Below are 17,702 nucleotides of genomic sequence, written 5' to 3'. Positions count from 1 at the left end.
GGGCGGGGGGCGGGCGCCGCCCCCCCGGGCGCGCCCCCCCCCCCCCCCCCCCGCCCCGGGGGGGGGGGGGGGGGGGCCCCCCCCCCCCCCCCCCGGGCCCGCCCACGGCGGATGCTCGGTCTCGCTTCGCTCGGAAGACGTGGTTGAGGTTGGCTGGGCGCGCTGGTCTCAGACCTGGGGAAACAGTGCGCGCGGGTTCGGGTCCGAGGGGGCCGACGGGGTGTTCGGGGCAATCTGGTGGTCGATTGGTTTGCCGGGTCGAGTGACCGCGGCTTGCCGGTAAGTCCGACCCACAAGGCCATGGGTATGTGCCTGAACGACTCGGAGCACGCGCGGGGCGCGAGCTCCGAGAGGGGCAACTTGTCGGGGATCAATCCTCGGTGGTGGCGTCAGCCCTCAGGTGATCGCGGTGGAGCGGGGAACGCGGCTTCGGCTGGGGCCGGGCCATGTGGCGGGTGTACGGCGGGGTGCTGTGGGGGTAGCTGTGGCGGACTGGTCGATGCCGGTGCGTCTGCCGGGGCCTGGGCGAGTGAGGTTCGTGCCGCGGGTGCCGGGCCGATCGACGGTGTGGGTGTAGCCGGGGCGGGGGTGCCGTTGGGGATCGGTGCGCTACCCGGAGACGTGGTGGCCGGAGCTCCGTTGGCCGGTGCGGGTGTAGCCGGGGCGGGGGTGCCGTTGGGGATCGGTGCGCTACCCGGAGCTGTGACGGCCGGAGCTCCCTTCGCCGGTGCGGCCGGAGCCGGGGGATGGTGCGGGAGCGGGGCGCTCACCTGCGCCGCGACCGGGTTCCGGCTTACTTCCTCCTGGTAGGTGTCGTTGTAGGTCTTCCATATCGTCGTGACGATGCCGGTGAGCTGGTTGAGGATCAGCGAGCCGTGCTCGAAGTCGGCGCGCAGGCCGTCGGAGACCGGGTGAGCGTTGCGCAGGGGGAGTCCGAGCGCGCCCGTGTCGGCGCCGAGTTGCAGGAAGCGGTCCAGGATGGTGCCGAGCACCTCGACGACCTGTCCGTCCGCGGCGGTGTAGGCGTAGCCGTTGGCGAACTTCGCATACTGCCTGCCCTGCGCGGCGGGCAGCACGTCCGACCGCGCGGCGCCGAGCGGGCCGTTAGGTCCACCGGACTGCGACCAGTGCCTGGCGATGATGTTGTCCTGCACCATGTTCAGCAGCTTGGTGGTCAGCGCGGCGAGGCCCGCCACGTCGGATTCGCCGGGCGGGGCAACCTGGCTGTCGTGCGTGGCGGGGGCGCCCGGCGTGCCGGCGGCGATGTCGCGGATCCGGTCCATCAGCGCGTACGCGGCGTCGCCGGGGCAGGTGGTGTTGCCGACGTCGCGATGTGCGAAGACGATCGGCAACCGCACCGCCTCACCCTCGGCGTACGAGGTGAAGGAGGTGCCCTCGGAGTACATCGTGGTGGAGCCTTTGGGATCGAGTCCGGCGACCTTGGTGCGCCAGCCGACGAATGCGCCGATCGCCTGGATCGCCTCCTGTGTCGGTTGCTCGGACTCGTAGTTGCCCATCAGCGCGACGCCCGAGGTGTTCTCGTTGAACCCGCCCGCGTGCGCGCCCTGCACCGGGCGGTCGAGGCCGCCGAAGCGTCCCTCGAAGACCTGCCCGTACTTGTCGACGAGCGCGTTGTAGCCGATGTCGCACCAGCCCAACGTCTTCGCGTGATAGGTGTAGATCGCGCGGACGATGCCCGCCGACTCGGACTTGCTGTAGTCGTTGCGGCCCGCGGTGTGGTGCACCGTGACGCCGCCGAGATGGTCGTCGTAGGTCGGCTGGTCGCAGCGGATGGATTCGTCGGCGCCCCATTGGGCGCGGGTGATCACGCTCGGTCCGCCGCCGGGCAGCGCGGCGGCGACGCTGTGCAGGTCGCCGTCGGCGGTGGCCCGACCGGGATCGATCAGCACGGCGGTCAGGTCCGCGGACTGCTGGGCCGGGTCGTCGGAACGCGCGGCGGGGTGCGGAGCCGGGTCGCCCGGTCGCGACTGGTCGTCCGCGATGGGTCCGGGCTGCGCCACCGGCTGGATCGTCGGAGCTGCTTGCTTACGGGTGACCAGGACCTGCACGGCGTTCGTGTTGCCGACGTAGATCGGTTCCGTGCCGTCGGTCGGGCCGGGACCGGAGTGATCGGTGCGGTAGGTGTCCACCGCCTCGGTGTCGTACCAGGGCCCCCAGGTGCCGTCGGGCTGGCGGGCACGGATCGTGGCCGTGGTGTCCGCCAGTCGGCGCGCGGTGAGTGCGACCATGCTGAACGGGGTGTCGCTGGAGAGTTCCTTCACCTGCGCCCCCACCTGGCTCATCAGTTCGGGGGTCACCGCACCGGGAGACAACGCGGGGGTTTCGGGAGTGGTGCCGGGCTGGAGCCGGGCGGGATCGGCGATGAAGCGCACACTGCTCGTTGGCGCCCCGGAAATCGGCTGACCAGGGGAATTCGCGCTTTCGGACGTTTGACTCGGAGTGAATTCCGAACCGGAGGTTTGAACGGAATTCGAGCTGGGTAGTCGCATTCCTTCCGGTGGCTGCGCGCCCGGTGGCAGCGGCCCGTCCGGAATCGGAATGCCCGCGGCGCTCGGCAGCATGCGCAGGTCGGAAAGATGCAGATCAGGCAGGCTCAATCCGGTGAGTTCGCGCAGCGGCAACACGATATCGGGCGCGCGCGTGAGTGCGACCTCGGCGAGTCCGGCCGCGACGGCGGCCGGCTCGCTGTTGGTGGCGGTGCGGTAGTCGTTCGAATCGCTGAGCATGAGCGTGCCGAGCGGGGCAGCTACCGCGAGGGTGGTGACAACCGGTAGCACGTAGGAGCGTTTCGGTTTGCGGTACCGCACGAGCGTCTCCAATCAGGTCGTACCAGTGATCATGTGTGATTAAGGGTCACTTCCTGATGTATCAATGGTCACAATAGCCACATTTGCCACATGGCTAAACCTCTGGTTGAGGATTATGTGATTGCCTGAATGTAGCTCGATGATTGCTAGCGCGTCTGGAAAACGTGCGGAAAAGGTGGGGATCTACCGGATCTGTTAACCGTGGGAGTGAGCGGATGCATCGTAATACGCGTATGCGGAGATCAGAAAAATGCAGGTAAAGGCGATATCGACGAGCCAGGAGCTGGCCAGGCGGCCGCATCGGCGCGTGATCGGCCTCCTGGTGCGCACTTCCCTGTTGCTCATCGGATCCGGAGTGATCGCTGGAGCCCTCGCCGCGCTTCCGGCCCGGCCGGTCGACGCGCTGTATCGCCCGCTGGCCGGACCCGGGCACGGCCGCGGCTTGAGCCAGGTCGGCGCGTTCGAAAGCGCCCGAGCGGGGTGGGGGGCCGACCGCATTCTCGCGCACTACTATCCCGGCGCGACGCTCGGCGCCGTCGCGCCTACCCCGGTCCGGGTCCGCCTCACGGCACAGGACGGCTCCTCGCTCGACGCCTTCGCCGCCACCGGCCTGCGAGTGGCGGGCCGAGAGTTGCCGCCAGGCCAGGCCGCGCACCTCACGCCGCTGCCCGATGGCGGCGCGAATGTGGTGGTGACGGTCGGCTGCGACGGTGAGGTGCTGTGGCAGGCGCCGACCGACGACCCCTGGATCCATCCCATCGACGCACGTCCGAATCGCCCTGTGGCGGAACATCTCACGGTGTGCGGTGGTCCGTCGTACCGCGGCGCCCTCGGCGTCGCCCTCGAGGATGGCGCGGCCCGCACCATCAACCAGGTGGATGTCGAGGACTATCTACTCGGCGTGGTCCCGGCCGAGGTGCCACCCGACTGGGCGGACAAGGGAGCCTCCGAGGCGTTGCGCGCCCAGGCGATCGCGGCCCGCTCTTATGCCCTTGCCGAGCAGCGTTATCCGTACGCGCAGACGTGCGACACGACGGACTGCCAGAAGTATCCCGGTACCGCGCGGGAGGACCCGCGGACGGCGGCCGCCGTCGCGGCCGCGGCGGGCGCGGTACTGGTGCGCGAAGGCCGGATCCTGCGGACGGAGTACTCCGCCGCACCGGGCGGTGGGGAACCGGCGGATATCAACACCATGGACGTCGGGCCTGCGCCCGGGGAACTGCTCACCACCGCTCCGGCCGGCGATCCACGGACGCAGGCGGCGGTCACCGAGTCGGCGGCGGAGGTCACCGAGTCGGCGATCGATGCCGAGTACCGCCGTATCGGCGGTGCGAACAGTTCCCTCGGTGCGCCGGTCGGACCGCAGATGATCCTGCCGCAGCGTGCGGGGATCTACCGGATGTACACCAACGGCATGATCATCGTGACGCCCACGCTGGGCGCGCAGGTCGTGGACTATTCGCGCATGTTGCAGGTGGTGCCGGAAGTCGCTGGGGCGCAGCAGGTCCCGCCCAGCGCGCCTGGTGCCGCGCTTCGGCCCGAAGCGGGCGGTATGGCTCGGCCCGGCGCCGTCACGCCTGACGGTGGGGCACCAGCCATCGGTTCTCCGCCATCGGCCGGTGTGATGCCCCTCGGTCCGCCTGCGGAGACCGTGGGCATGCCTCCGGTCACTGGATCTCGGCCCGCTTGACCGCTGGCCTCTGCCGCGTCCTCTCGATGACGGGGTGCCGGTCCGGGCGTCGTCGTGGTGTCCGGGCGGCTGCTACTCCGGCGGCGTATCGCCGAGCGACTCGGCCAGTGTGCGCAGAAATCCGGCCAGTTGCTCGCGGGAGGCGGCGTCGAGCGCCGCCAGCAGCCGCTGTTCGTTCGCCATGTGCTTGGGCAGCAGGTCGTCGATGAGGGTGCGGCCCTGCTCGGTGAGGTGGATCCGGACGGCCCTGCGATCCTCCGCGCACGGTTTGCGCGCGACCAGTCCTTTGGTCTCCAGTCGGTCGATCCGGTTGGTGATGGCGCCGGAGGTCACCATGGCGACTTGGAGCAACGCGCCCGCGGTGAGTCCGTCTTCGGCGCCGGAGCGGCGCAGCGTCGCCAGCACGTCGAATTCCCAGAACTCCATGCCGAACTCGCCGAAGAACCGCTTCAGGTCTTGGTCGACCAGTCGCGCCAAGCGTTGGATCCGGCCCACCACGTGCATCGGCGAGACGTCGACGTCCGGGCGCTCGCGCTGCCACTGACGCCCGAACAGGTCCACCGCGTCGGACATGAGTCTCCTCTCTACAGGAATAATCTCAACGTTCATCTACTTGACGCTGAGGCAACTCGACGGGTAAGTATTTCAACGTTGAGATTATCAATGAGGAGTCAAGTATGACGACACGCACCGCGGGGCCCGCCGAGGCTTCGGTCGCGGCCACCCTGGCGCTCACCTCGCTCACCCCGATCGTCTGGGGTTCCACCTACGCCGTCACCACCGAGTTCCTGCCGCCGGACCGCCCGCTGTTCACCGCGCTCATGCGCGCCCTACCCGCTGGACTCGCGCTGCTCGCGATCACGCGAGTTCTCCCCCGCGGCCGGTGGATCGGCCGGGTGGCGGTGCTCGGCGCGCTCAATATCGGTGCGTTCTTCCCGCTGCTGTTCCTGGCCGCCTACCGGCTGCCAGGGGGCGTCGCGGGCGTGCTCGGCGCGGTCGCACCGGTGTTCGCGCTCGCCTTCGCGACCGTGGCTCTGAGCGAGAATCCCGGTGCGCGCAAGTTGTTCGCAGGGGTGGTCGGCGTCTTCGGCGTGGCGCTGGTCGTGCTGCGGGCCGACGCGCAACTCGACGTCGTCGGGGTGGTCGCGGGGTTGGCGGGCGCGGCGTCGATGGCGATGGGCACCGTTCTGACCAAGAAGTGGGGTCGACCGGACGGCGTCGGCCCGCTGACGCTCACCGGCTGGCAGCTGACCGCCGGTGGTCTCTTCATCGCTCCGCTCGCGCTGCTGGTGGAAGGCGCCCCGCCCGCGCTGGACGCGGAAGCGGTCGGCGGCTATCTGTACCTCGGCGTGATCGGGACCGCGGTGGCGTACTGGCTCTGGTTCCGCGGCATAGCGCGAGTGCCCGCCACCTCGGTGGCCTTCCTCGGATTGCTCAGCCCGGTGTCGGCCGCGGTGATCGGATGGGTCGTGCTCGGGCAAGCGCTCACCACGCTCCAGATGGCCGGCATGGCGATCGCGCTGGGCAGCACACTGCTCGGCCAAGCGGTCGGCGCGCCGAAGGAACCGGTTCAGCCCGCGCCCGTTCCGGCTGGCGACTCCAGCGTTGCGCTGGGCACCGAAACCTCGCCGGAGAAGGTCTTGACTTTGACGTAACGTCAACTTGCAAGCTGGTTGCACCGACGAGAGCACGAGGGAAGACGGGTCGTGGGCGGCAAGGAGTGGTCCATCCAGGATCTGGCGAAGGCGGCTGGCACCACCAGTCGCACGCTGCGCCATTACGGGCAGTTGGGGCTGTTGCCGCCCAGCCGGATCGGAGCCAACGGCTACCGGTACTACGACCAGCACTCCCTCGTGCGGTTGCAACGCATCCTGCTGCTGCGTGACCTCGGCCTCGGCCTTCCGGTCATCGCCGAAGTCCTTGCCGGAGAGCAGGAAACCGCCGCCGCGTTGCGTACGCACCTGGAACTGCTCCGGCAGGAACAGGATCGGATCCGGCGGCAGATCGAGTCGGTGCGAACCACGCTGCACAAGACGGAAAGAGGTGAACAACTCGTGGCAGCAGAAGTTTTCGACGGCTTCGACCACACGAAGTACAAGGACGAGGTGATCGAACGCTGGGGCAAGGACGCCTACGAGAGCGGTGACCGCTGGTGGCGCTCGATGTCCGACACGGACAAGAAGAACTTCCAGCAAACCCATCTCGACATCGCCGCCGACTACGGCCGAGCGCACGCCGACGGACTCGCGCCCGACGCCGACGAGGTGCAGGCCATCGTCCAGCGCCACTACGACTGGATCGGCATCGGCTGGCAGGGTCGTCCGGTGGTGCGAGAGGCGTTCGTCAACCTCGGCGAGATGTACGTCGCCGACCCGCGTTTCGCGGCGAACTACGACGTGCACGGCGCGGGCACCGCCGAGTTCGTGCGCGACGCGATGAAGGTCTACGCCGAGCAGCGGCTGTAGAGCACAACTCTCCGGCGGCCGGTACGCATGTGCGCGTACCGGCCGCCGGATCGCCCGCAGTAGGGCCGATGCAGGGCGATATCGCTGTGCGAAGGCCACTTTCGCCTCGAATATGCCCGGAGAGCGCGGTAAGGTTCGATGCGGAAATGGGGGGTTCGATGAACGATCCGTACGCGCGATCCGGGGCGCGGACTGTCGGCGCCGCACCGGCGACATGGCATGGCGCGGTGGCGGCGATAGCGGCATGCATCGGTGGCGGGGCGACCCTTCTCGGGGCGGTGTCCGGCATCAACTTGCTGCGCGGCCTCAACGATCTGAAGTTGGATGCCGCCAAGGACATCGACACTTGGTTGGTCACCCGTCACATCCGAGTCGTGCAGGAAAACTTGCTCGTCGTCTCCGCGCTGCTGGCAGTGGTCCTGATCGTCGGTGGGATCCTCCTGCTGCTCGGCAAGCCGGCCGGGAGGGAATCGGTTCTGATCGGCGCAGGGTGGGGATTCTTCGGCGGCTTGCTCGCTGCGACCTACGGGAACCAATACGGGCTGTCCGCGGAAACGCCTGGCTCGCCCCTCTTCCTGATTGTCGGGGCGGCCCTTTCTTTGATCGCCCTCGTCACTGTCGGAACGAGTCCGCTCGGCCGCAGAGCCACAGCGCCCGCGCCGCCGCAGTCCCTTCCTCGGCCATCGGTGCCGCAGTTCGGCCACCAGGCCCCGGCACCCCCACCTGGCTATCAATCGTCTCAGCCTGGCTACCAGCCCCCGGCGCCTCAGCTCGGCCACCAAGCCCCGGCACCTCAACCCGGCCACTTCCCGCCGGCGTCACAGCCGGGGCCGCATCACTGAACGCTGAGTCAACTTTCGTCGTCGCGGCCGAGCGCGTGCATCAATTGGTGCTCCGTGATCGGAGGCACCGGAAGCGGGTGGGCGGCCTCCGCGCGCAGGCCGTCGAGTATCAGACCGAGGTGGCGCCGCCAGGCTTCGGGGGCGATATGACTGGTCGCCTCGACGATTCTGGTGTGTGACCAGGTGATGAACGCGATGTCCTCGAGTACCCAGTCGGCGCGCAGCGCGCCGGCCTCCTGCGCGCGGGTGATGATCCGGCGCATCAGGCCGTGGCCGTATTCCTGGGCCTGCGCGATGGCAGGACTGGGCGCGGCCCGCACGGCGAGTTCGCTGAGCAGCCGGTCGGCGGCCTGTAAAGCGCACACCTGCTCCACCAGGTAGACGAACGACTCCCACGGGTCATCGATGGCGAGCGCGTTCTCGGCGATACGGCTGCCCGCTTCGATCCGGTCCTCGACCGCGGCCGCGATGAGGTCGTCGCGGGTCGGGAAGCGGTTGTAGAGCGTGCCGATGGCCACCCCGGCGCGGGCGGCGATCTCTTTCAGCGGCGCGTCGAGACCGCGTTCCTCGAAGACGGCGCGGGCGGCGGTCACGAGCGCGTCCCGATTGCGCTGGGCATCGCTGCGTAACGGCTTGTCCACGGGCCGATCCTACAAATCGGGCAACACGCATATGTTGAGCATTGGTTCAACTTAATGCTACCGTCGACCGCATAACTTGAACCATGTCTCAACTTAACAGGAGTGGCAATGTCCAAGACCATCGCGATCTTCGGGTACGGACCCGGCCTCGGCGTCGGCACAGGACGCCGATTCGGGCGCGAAGGCTTCCGGGTGGCCGTCATCGGCCGGGATCCCGAAAAGGCGCGGCGGCACGCGGAGGAGTTGACGGCCGAAGGCATCGAGGCCGCGGCCTTTCCCGCGGATGTCACGGTTGGCGCGCAGGTCACGGGGGTGATCGAGAAGATCGAGGCGACGTTCGGGCCGATCGACGCGGCCATGCACGGCGCGGCGGGCAACATGAGCGATCGCATCCCTGACACCCTGTCGGTGGACATCCCGTCCCTCGATGCGCCCATCGCGCTGAAGCTGCACTCGCCGATCCTGGTGACGCGCGCGCTCGCGCCGAAGATGGTGGAGCGAGGCGAAGGCGCGCTGCTGTTCTCCTCGGGTTCGTCCGAGCACTACGTGGCGCCCTATCTGGCCAACTTCGGCATCGCCCTGGCCGCGCAGCGCGGTTACCTGCGCCAGCTCGAGGTGGAATTGCGGGGTACCGGCGTCTACGTCGGCTTGCTCAACATCGGCGTGCTGATCGACGGCAGCAAAGCCGCGCAGATCATCGATGAGAATCCGGAAGTGATCCCGGCGGGCCTGGAGATCGTCCGTATGAGCGGCGACGAGCTCGGCGATCACTATTGGCGGCTGTACACCGAGCGGGACAAGGTGGAGCTCGACGTAGGTTTCCCGGTCTGAGACCCGTCCCGAGAAGATCACTCGAGCGCGCACCGGCTCCGGCGGCCGGGAGCACCCGGAGCCGTGCGCGCTCATTGGGCCGCGGCAGTAAACAACCGGTCAGTTGCCAAAGAAGTCCATTTGGGCAAACATCCGGCGAAATACTGAGGTCAGGGAGGTGAAACCGGGTGCGGCGAGTGGTGTCGCTGAGCGCAGTTCCGACTCCACCCGGACGCGGCGGGGACTTCCGATACTCTGGGCTCCCGTGACCGTCGCATCGTCCCCGGGTACCTCCGTCCATTCCGCCTCACAGTTCGATCTGATCGTCGTCGGCTCCGGATTCTTCGGGCTGACCGTTGCCGAACGCGCCGCCTCCGTGCTGGGTAAACGGGTTCTGGTGATCGAACGGCGCCACCACATCGGTGGCAACGCCTACTCCGAGCCGGATCCGGAAACCGGGATCGAGATCCACAAGTACGGCGCGCACCTGTTCCACACGTCGAACAAGCGGGTGTGGGACTACGTCACCCAGTTCACCGAGTTCACCGGCTACCAGCACCGCGTCTTCGCGATGCACAAGGGACAGGCCTACCAGTTCCCGATGGGCCTCGGCCTGGTCTCCCAGTTCTTCGGCCGCTACTTCTCGCCGGAAGAGGCGCGCGCGCTGATCGCGGAGCAGGCCTCGGAGATCGAGACCAAGGACGCGCAGAACCTCGAGGAGAAGGCCATCTCGCTGATCGGCCGCCCGCTCTACGAGGCGTTCGTCCGCGACTACACCGCAAAACAGTGGCAGACCGACCCGAAGGAACTGCCCGCGGGCAACATCACCCGCCTCCCGGTCCGCTACACCTTCGACAACCGCTACTTCAACGACACCTACGAGGGCCTGCCCCGCGAGGGCTACACGAAGTGGCTGGAGAACATGGCCGCCTCCGACCTGATCGAGGTGCGCTTGAACACCGACTGGTTCGAAGTGCGCGAGCAGTTGCGCGTCGAAAGCCCGGACGCGCCGGTCGTCTACACCGGCCCGCTGGACCGCTACTTCGACTACAGCGAAGGCGAGCTGGGCTGGCGCACCATCGATTTCGAGACCGAGGTGCTGCCGCTCGGCGACTTCCAGGGCACCTCGGTGATGAACTACAACGACGCGGACGTTCCCTACACCCGCATCATCGAGCCGCGCCACTTCCACCCCGAGCGCGAGTACCCCACCGACAAGACGGTGATCATGCGGGAGTACTCCCGATTCGCGCAGACCGGCGACGAGCCGTACTACCCGATCAACACACCGGAGGACCGGGCGAAACTGCTGGCCTACCGGGAGCTGGCCAAGCAGGAGACCGCCACGGCGAAGGTCGTCTTCGGCGGCCGTCTCGGCACCTACCAGTACCTGGACATGCACATGGCGATCGGCAGCGCGCTGAGCACGTTCGACAACGTGCTGCACCCGCATCTGGCGGATGGTGCGCCGCTCGTGGACCAGGAGGCTTAGGAGCGGAATGACCTCCCAATCCATTTTGGAAGACATGACCACCGAGACCCGCGCCAAGTCGCTGTTGCAGCGCATCATCCTGCCGCGGCCGGGCGAGCCGCTGGACGTGCGCACGCTCTACGTCGAGGAGTCGCAGACCAACGCCAGGCGCGCGCACGCGACCACCCGCACGTCGCTGTCGATCGGCGCGGAGTCCGAGGTCTCCTTCTGCACGTACTTCAACGCCCTGCCCGCGAGCTACTGGCGGCGCTGGAGCATCCTGTCTTCGGTGGTGCTGCGGCTGGAACTGGCCGGTCACGGCCGGGTGGACGTGTACCGATCCAAGGCCGACGGCTCGCGAATCCACGTGCAGGGCAAGGAATTCGCGGTCGCGACCGGCGCCGACTCGGTGGTCGTCGAATTCGAGACCGACCTGGGCCCGTTCGAGGACGGCGGCTGGATCTGGTTCGACATCACCACCGACACGGCGGTCACGCTGCTGTCGGGCGGCTGGTACGCGCCGATCGAGGCGCCCGGCGAGGGCTGCATCGCGGTCGGCATGCCCACCTTCAACCGGCCCACCGACGCGGTGAAGACGCTCGCCGCACTCGGCTCCGACCCGCTGGTGCTGGAGAAGATCGCGGCCGTCATCATCCCGGACCAGGGCACGAAGAAGGTCGTCGACGAGCCCGGCTTCACGGAATCGGCGGCCGCGCTCGGGGATCGCCTTTCCATCCACGACCAGCCCAACCTCGGCGGGTCCGGCGGCTACAGCCGGGTCATGTACGAGGCACTGAAGACCACCGACGCCGAGTACATCGTCTACATGGACGACGACATCGAGATCGAGCCGGACTCCATCCTGCGCGCGCTGGCCTTCGCCCGCTTCGCGAAGTCGCCGGTGCTGGTCGGCGGCCAGATGCTCAACCTGCAGGAGCGCTCGCACCTGCACGTCATGGGCGAAGTGGTCGATCGCGGCATCTTCATGTGGACCGCGGCGCCGAACGTCGAGTACGACCACGATTTCTCGAAGTACCCGCTCAAGGACCGGGACAACTCGAAGCTGTTGCACCGGCGCATCGACGTCGACTTCAACGGTTGGTGGACCTGTGTCATCCCGCGGCGCGTCGCCGAGGAGCTCGGCCAGCCGCTTCCGCTGTTCCTGAAGTGGGACGACGCGGAGTACGGCTTGCGTGCTCGCGCGGCCGGGTACCCGACCGTCACGCTGCCCGGCGCGGCGGTGTGGCACATGGCCTGGAGCGACAAGGACGACGCCATCGACTGGCAGGCGTACTTCCACTTGCGCAATCGGCTGGTCGTCGCCTCGCTGCACCTGCCGGGCAACGGGCGCGGCATGGTCGTCAACACGATCAAGGCGACGCTGAAGCATTTGCTGTGCCTGGAGTACTCGACGGTCGCGATCCAGAACCTCGCCATCCGCGATTTCCTCGCAGGCCCGGAACGGCTGTTCCAGCTACTGCCCAGCGCTCTGGGGGCGGTGCACGAGCTGCGCAAGCAGTATCCGGACGCGGTGATCCTGCCCTCGTCCACCGAACTGCCGCTGGCCAGCCACATCGGCGTCGGGGCGGTCGGTGAGCCGGCCAATCCGATCGCCAAGGTGGCTCGGCTGGCCAAGGGCGTGGTGCACAACTTCCGCTCCGCGCGCACCGAACACCACGAGACCCCGCAGCTGAACGTGCCGACGCTGGACGCGCGCTGGTTCCTGCTCTCGCAGGTCGACGGCGTCACCGTCACCACGGCCGACGGCCGCGGCGTCGTCTACCGCAAGCGCGACCCCCGCCAGGCGCTCGGCCTGTTCAAGGAAGCCATGCGCCTGCGCAAGGAGCTGGCCGCCCGTTTCCCGGAGATGCAGCAGCGCTACCGCGCCGCCCACCCGCAGCTGACCAGCACCGCGGCATGGGAGAAGGTCTTCGGCATCGACACGAAGGATGAGCAGCAGTGAGTCTCGGAGCGAGCGCCGCCGACGACGCGGCGGTGCAGCCGCCGCTGCACAGCGCCAACGGTCACGGTGGCCCGGTGTCCGCGCACCCCGCGCCTGCCGGGCAGGCGCCGCCGGAGGTCGTGATCATCAACGCGGTGCAGGCCACCCTCGGTAGCAAGCCCGCCGTGGTGTCCGCCGCGCGTGGCCTGTCGCACTTCGGCGAGCACGCGCTCGGCTGGGTCGGCATCGCCGCCGCAGGCTGGCTGGTGGACAAGCCGCGGCGCAGACAGTGGGCCGGGGTCGCGGTCGGCGCGGTCGGCGCGCACGCGGCCTCGATCGTCATCAAGCGCGTCGTTCGCCGTCCGCGCCCGAACGATCCGTCGGTGCAGGTCAACGTGGGGACGCCGAGCAAACTCAGTTTCCCGTCCTCGCATGCGACCTCGACGACGGCAGCGGCCGTGTTGCTCGGCAGATTGACCGGGCTACCCTTGCCTGCGGTGCTCGTCCCCCCGATGCTGCTTTCGCGGGTGGTCCTCGGGGTGCACTACCCCACCGACGTGCTCGCCGGTTCCGCGCTCGGCGCCGCGTCCGCCGCCGCCCTGCTCGCCGCCGAAAAGAGACTCGACAATGACCGCACAAGAAAGAGCCTTCGTTGACATGAGTGAAGAGCCGACCGGCGCCGACCTGGCCGAGGCGGTAGTCAAGGGCCCGCCCAAGACGCTGGCCGGCGGTCTGTTCAAGGCAGTCCGTCCGCGGCAGTGGGTCAAGAACGTATTGGTGCTCGCCGCTCCGCTGGCCGCGGGCACGGCGACGAACGTGGACGTGCTCGCGCACGTCGGCATCGCCTTCGTGGTGTTCTGCATGGCGGCATCGGGCATCTACCTGGTGAACGACGCGCTCGACGTGGAGGCCGACCGGGCGCATCCGACCAAGCGGTTCCGGCCGATCGCCGCGGGCGTCGTCCCGGTGAACCTGGCCTACCTGCTGTCGGCATTGCTGCTGGCCGGGTCGATCGCGGGCTCGTTCCTCGCCTCGTGGCATCTCGCCGTGGTGATGACGGTCTACATCGGCATCCAGCTGGCCTACTGCTTCGGACTCAAGCATCAAGCCGTGCTGGACATCTGCATCGTGTCCTCCGGCTTCCTGCTGCGCGCGGTCGCCGGTGGCGCGGCGGCCGACATCGAGCTGTCGCAGTGGTTCCTGTTGATCATGGCCTTCGGCTCGCTGTTCATGGCGGCGGGCAAGCGCTACGCGGAGCTGCAGATCGCGCTGGGCACCGGCGCCAAGATCCGCAAGTCGCTGGAGTACTACACGCCCACCTACCTGCGCTTCATCTGGACGCTGGCCGCGACGGCGGTGGTGGTTTTCTACGGGCTGTGGGCGTTCCAGCAGGACGGCATCAAGGACACCAACTGGTTCGCGATCTCGATGGTCCCGTTTACCATCGCAATCCTGCGTTACGCGGTCGACGTCGATGGGGGCGAGGCCGGGGAGCCGGAAGAGATCGCGCTGGGGGACCGCGTCCTGCAGTTCCTCGCAATCGCCTGGATCGGAGCGGTAGGTGTCGCTGTCTATCTCACCTGACGAGATGCTGGTGGCGGAGCGAACGGAATACGCGGCGGAGCGGTCGGCCGATGAGTCGTCCGGCTCCGCGTCGCGGTTCGCGCGTCTGTCCAAAGCCACGTTCGTCGGTGGGATCACGCTCACCGTTGTTCTTTTCGCGGTCGGGGGCTGGCAGCGGCGGTGGATCGCCGACGACGGTCTCATCGTGTTGCGCACGGTGCGCAACCTGCTGGCGGGCAACGGCCCCGTCTTCAACGAGGGCGAGCGCGTCGAAACCAACACCAGCACCGCGTGGACCTACCTGGTCTGGTTCTTCAGCTGGCTGACCCAGGCGCGGCTCGAGTACGTGGTGCTCGGCGTCGCGCTCACCGTCTCGCTGGCCGCGGTCGTGTTCGCCATGCTCGGCTCGGCGCGCCTGTGGGGCGGGACCCGCACCGGGCTGTTGCTGCCCGCGGGCGTGCTGGTCTACATCGCACTGCCCCCGGCCCGCGACTACGCCACCTCGGGTCTGGAAAGCGGCTTGGTGATCTGCTGGATCGGCCTGCTGTGGTGGCAGCTGATGCGCTGGAGCCAGGCCAAGTCGGTGCGCCTGCCCGGCCTGCTCGGACTGGTCTTCCTCGCCGGGCTGGCCCCCCTGATCCGGCCCGAGATGACCTTGGTCGGCGCGCTCGCGCTGCTGATGATCTTCTGCGCGCCCATGCCCGAGAGCAGGCTGCGGCCGATCGTGCTGCGCGCGGTGATCGTCGCGGTGGCCGGACTGGTGCCGCTGGGCTACCAGATCTGGCGGATGGGCTACTACGGCCTGCCCTACCCGAATACCGCCGTCGCGAAGGACGCGGGCGGCGCCAAGTGGGGGCAGGGCTTCACCTACCTCTGGGACCTCGTCGGTCCGTACTTCCTGTGGGCGCCGCTGCTGGTATTGCTGATCGCCGGTGTGCTCGCCGCTCGCACGGGTGCGACTCGGAACGCGCGTGCCGAAAACGAAGACGCGCGTGGCTGGTCGATCGGCCGGATCCGGGAGTGGTTGCGCTCGCCGGGCGCTGTGGTCGCTTCGGTTCTGGCCAGCGGGTTCCTCCTGACCATCTACGCGCTTCGGGTCGGCGGCGACTTCATGCACGGCCGAATGCTGTTGCCCCAGCTGTTCCTGTTCCTGCTCCCGGTCGCGGTCATTCCGATCCGGGCGCCGCAGGGCGGTGTGCGCGCGGCCACCGCCGCCGACTGGTCCTACGCGGCGCTGGCGGTGGCATTCGTCGGCGTCGCGGGGTGGGCGCTGTTCGCGGCGAACACCACCGCGATCAAGACCGGCACCAAGATCACTTCGACCGGAATCGTCGACGAGCGCGTCTACTACGTGCTCAACACCGGGCACGACCACCCGATCCTGGCCGAGGACTACTTGGACTACCCGCGCATCCGCGCGATGGTCAACGACATCACCGGCACTCCGGACGGCGGTCTGCTGCTCAACTCGCCGTCGTTCATGTTCTGGTACATCGCTCCGCCGCCCCAGCCGATTCCGGACGGCGGCGCCGGGCACACGGTCTACTTCCTGAATCTCGGCATGACCAGCATGAACGTTCCGCTGGACGTGCCCGTGATCGATCCGATGGGTCTGGCCTACCCGTTGGCCGCGCACACCGACCGGCTCACCGACGGCCGGATCGGCCACGACAAGAGCCTGTACCCGGACTGGGTCGTCGTCGATACCGGCATGGTGGACAAGAAACCGTGGATGCCCTGGTACCTGGACGAGAAGTGGGTCGCCCAGGCGCGCACCGCGATGTCCTGCCCGGACACCCAGGCGTTGTTGATCTCCTACCGCGATCCGCTCACCTTCGAGCGTTTCCGGCACAACCTGCGCAACGCGTTGCGGTTCGCGAAGTACCGCATCGATCGCGTCCCGAAGTACGAGATCCAGCGGTGCGGACTGGTCGATCCCTTCCCGCAACCGGTCGCGCAGCGCTGATCCCGTGAATCACATTGGGCCCATCGGGCACGGTGGGCCCAATGGCCCCATTGTGCGAGGTAGATAAAGTGGCGTACGCCGCTTTATCTCTTTTTGGTAACGCCACCGTGTCGATACCGATATACGCTACGACCGTATGCCCGGCCTGGCGTCCACCGGTCGTGGGCATCGACGGGTTACCGTGTGGACGGCTTGCCGCTGTCGCTGTGCAAACGAAAGGTTCAAACTGATGCGAGGCGTGATCGGGCGTCGTCTTAATTCTCGAAGAGCGGGTTCCTGGCTCAAGCGGTCCATGCTGGTTTCGCTGGCAGTTCTGCTACCGCTCGGGGTGTCGGTGGCAGGCCCTGCCGCCCCGGCGTCCGCCGCGTTCAATCCGGATGGCATGGATTTCTGGGTCGACTCCGAAATGGGGCCGATCAAGTCGCGCATCTTCCGCGCCGCCGATGGCAACACCGGCCGCGTGGTGTACGCGCTGGACGGCATGCGGGCGCGCAACGACCTCAGTGGCTGGGAGATCGATACCGAGGTCGCGCGCGAGCTGACCAAGTGGAACATCAACGTGGTCATGCCGGTCGGCGGCCAGTCCAGCTTCTATGCCGACTGGAACGGCCCGAGCGACTTCTTCGGCCTCGGCAGCGCGGGCTCGTCCTCCACCGGTTCGGCGAACTCCGGCTCCGGCCTGCTGACCGGTTCCGCTGGCGGACCGGGCAAGACCAGCACTTACAAGTGGGAAACCTTCCTCACCAACAACCTTCGCTGGGCGCTGCGCGACCGCCTCGGGTTCAACCCGAACGGCAACGGCATCTTCGGTCTCTCCATGGGCGGCAGCGCCGCGCTCACTCTCGCGGCCTACCACCCCGACCAGTTCCGTTACGCCGGTTCGTACTCCGGGTACCTGAACATCTCCGCGCCGGGTATGCGTGAGGCGCTGCGCGTGGCGATGCTGGACGCAGGCGGCTACAACATCGACGCGATGGCGCCGCCGTGGGGCCCGCAGTGGCTGCGGATGGACCCGTTCGTGTTCGCGCCGCGACTGAAGGCGAACAACACTCGCCTGTGGGTCTCCGCCGGTAGCGGTCTGCCCAGCGGGGCGGACGGCATCAGCTTCAACACGCTCAACGCGATGGGTCTGGAAACGCTGGCCCTGGCCAACACGCGCGCCTTCCAGGTCCGCATGCTCACCCTGGGCGCGAACAATGTCACCTACGACTTCCCGGCCGTGGGTGTGCACAACTGGAACTACTGGGCCGATGAGGTCTATCGGATGATCCCGGATCTGTCCGCGAACATCGGGTAGTAGCCCGGCCATAGCGAGGAAAGGCCGTTTCGCGCCATCGGCGCGGAGCGGCCTTTCGGCGTTTACCCGGGCGTCCGCGGGTACTTCGGCAACGAATACGAAGAGAAAACGGCTTCGGTAGTTGTGGTCTGGATCACCATCCAGCAACATGAAGGCATTTCGTTTCCAATTGATACCCGAACAGCAT

General features: G+C 68.0%; 14 protein-coding genes. 11 read left to right on the top strand and 3 right to left on the bottom strand.

Annotation, left to right across the window (positions count from 1 at the left end):
* Positions 1-389: 389 nt before the first annotated feature.
* On the bottom strand, positions 390-2,828 hold the full coding sequence (locus ACL03I_RS36635; RefSeq protein WP_412808302.1) for an N-acetylmuramoyl-L-alanine amidase: 2,439 nt from the start codon (positions 2,826-2,828) through the stop codon (positions 390-392).
* 250 nt (positions 2,829-3,078) lie between these two features.
* Here ACL03I_RS36635 and ACL03I_RS36630 point away from each other — a divergent pair, with 250 nt between their 5' ends.
* A complete protein-coding gene (locus ACL03I_RS36630) occupies positions 3,079-4,518 on the top strand; it encodes a SpoIID/LytB domain-containing protein (protein WP_412808301.1) in 1,440 nt (479 codons plus the stop codon).
* Between the two features lie 72 nt (positions 4,519-4,590).
* Here ACL03I_RS36630 and ACL03I_RS36625 read toward each other — a convergent pair whose 3' ends face one another.
* Positions 4,591-5,091 (bottom strand): MarR family winged helix-turn-helix transcriptional regulator, encoded by a 501-nt coding sequence (locus tag ACL03I_RS36625; protein WP_355073156.1) that lies wholly within the window; start codon positions 5,089-5,091, stop codon positions 4,591-4,593.
* A 104-nt stretch (positions 5,092-5,195) separates the two neighbouring features.
* Here ACL03I_RS36625 and ACL03I_RS36620 point away from each other — a divergent pair, with 104 nt between their 5' ends.
* From ACL03I_RS36620 to ACL03I_RS36610, 3 genes are all read left to right on the top strand, one after another.
* Positions 5,196-6,173: an EamA family transporter gene (locus ACL03I_RS36620; RefSeq protein ID WP_355073154.1), complete on the top strand. Its 978-nt coding sequence runs from the start codon at positions 5,196-5,198 to the stop codon at positions 6,171-6,173.
* A gap of 51 nt (positions 6,174-6,224) precedes the next feature.
* A complete protein-coding gene (locus ACL03I_RS36615; RefSeq protein ID WP_412808300.1) occupies positions 6,225-6,983 on the top strand; it encodes a MerR family transcriptional regulator in 759 nt (252 codons plus the stop codon).
* A 158-nt stretch (positions 6,984-7,141) separates the two neighbouring features.
* A complete protein-coding gene (locus tag ACL03I_RS36610; RefSeq protein WP_412808299.1) occupies positions 7,142-7,825 on the top strand; it encodes a hypothetical protein in 684 nt (227 codons plus the stop codon).
* An 8-nt stretch (positions 7,826-7,833) separates the two neighbouring features.
* Here ACL03I_RS36610 and ACL03I_RS36605 read toward each other — a convergent pair whose 3' ends face one another.
* Positions 7,834-8,466 carry a TetR/AcrR family transcriptional regulator gene (locus tag ACL03I_RS36605; protein ID WP_355073149.1) on the bottom strand — a complete coding sequence of 211 codons (633 nt, stop codon included), beginning with the start codon at positions 8,464-8,466 and terminating at the stop codon, positions 7,834-7,836.
* 108 nt (positions 8,467-8,574) lie between these two features.
* Here ACL03I_RS36605 and ACL03I_RS36600 point away from each other — a divergent pair, with 108 nt between their 5' ends.
* From ACL03I_RS36600 to ACL03I_RS36570, 7 genes are all read left to right on the top strand, one after another.
* Positions 8,575-9,297, top strand: a complete 723-nt coding sequence (locus ACL03I_RS36600; RefSeq protein WP_355073147.1) for an SDR family NAD(P)-dependent oxidoreductase — start codon at positions 8,575-8,577, stop codon at positions 9,295-9,297.
* Positions 9,298-9,541: 244 nt separating this feature from the next.
* Entirely contained in the window at positions 9,542-10,768 is a 1,227-nt protein-coding gene (gene glf / locus ACL03I_RS36595; protein ID WP_412808298.1) for a UDP-galactopyranose mutase, read from the top strand.
* A 7-nt stretch (positions 10,769-10,775) separates the two neighbouring features.
* Positions 10,776-12,710, top strand: a complete 1,935-nt coding sequence (locus tag ACL03I_RS36590; protein ID WP_412808297.1) for a glycosyltransferase — start codon at positions 10,776-10,778, stop codon at positions 12,708-12,710.
* 74 nt (positions 12,711-12,784) lie between these two features.
* On the top strand, positions 12,785-13,345 hold the full coding sequence (locus ACL03I_RS36585; RefSeq protein WP_412808304.1) for a phosphatase PAP2 family protein: 561 nt from the start codon (positions 12,785-12,787) through the stop codon (positions 13,343-13,345).
* Position 13,346: 1 nt separating this feature from the next.
* Positions 13,347-14,273 carry a decaprenyl-phosphate phosphoribosyltransferase gene (locus ACL03I_RS36580; RefSeq protein ID WP_355073143.1) on the top strand — a complete coding sequence of 309 codons (927 nt, stop codon included), beginning with the start codon at positions 13,347-13,349 and terminating at the stop codon, positions 14,271-14,273.
* Positions 14,274-14,277: 4 nt separating this feature from the next.
* The gene (gene zomB, locus ACL03I_RS36575; RefSeq protein WP_364432994.1) at positions 14,278-16,218 is read left to right on the top strand and encodes a flagellar motor control protein ZomB; all 1,941 of its coding nucleotides are present in this window, start codon (positions 14,278-14,280) and stop codon (positions 16,216-16,218) included.
* 229 nt (positions 16,219-16,447) lie between these two features.
* Positions 16,448-17,515 (top strand): alpha/beta hydrolase, encoded by a 1,068-nt coding sequence (locus ACL03I_RS36570; RefSeq protein WP_355073141.1) that lies wholly within the window; start codon positions 16,448-16,450, stop codon positions 17,513-17,515.
* The last annotated feature ends 187 nt before the right edge of the window (positions 17,516-17,702 follow it).

It is taken from the genome of Nocardia sichangensis (genome assembly GCF_047200615.1).
Lineage (GTDB): Bacteria > Actinomycetota > Actinomycetes > Mycobacteriales > Mycobacteriaceae > Nocardia > Nocardia sichangensis.
This window is presented reverse-complemented; position numbering and strand designations above follow the sequence as displayed.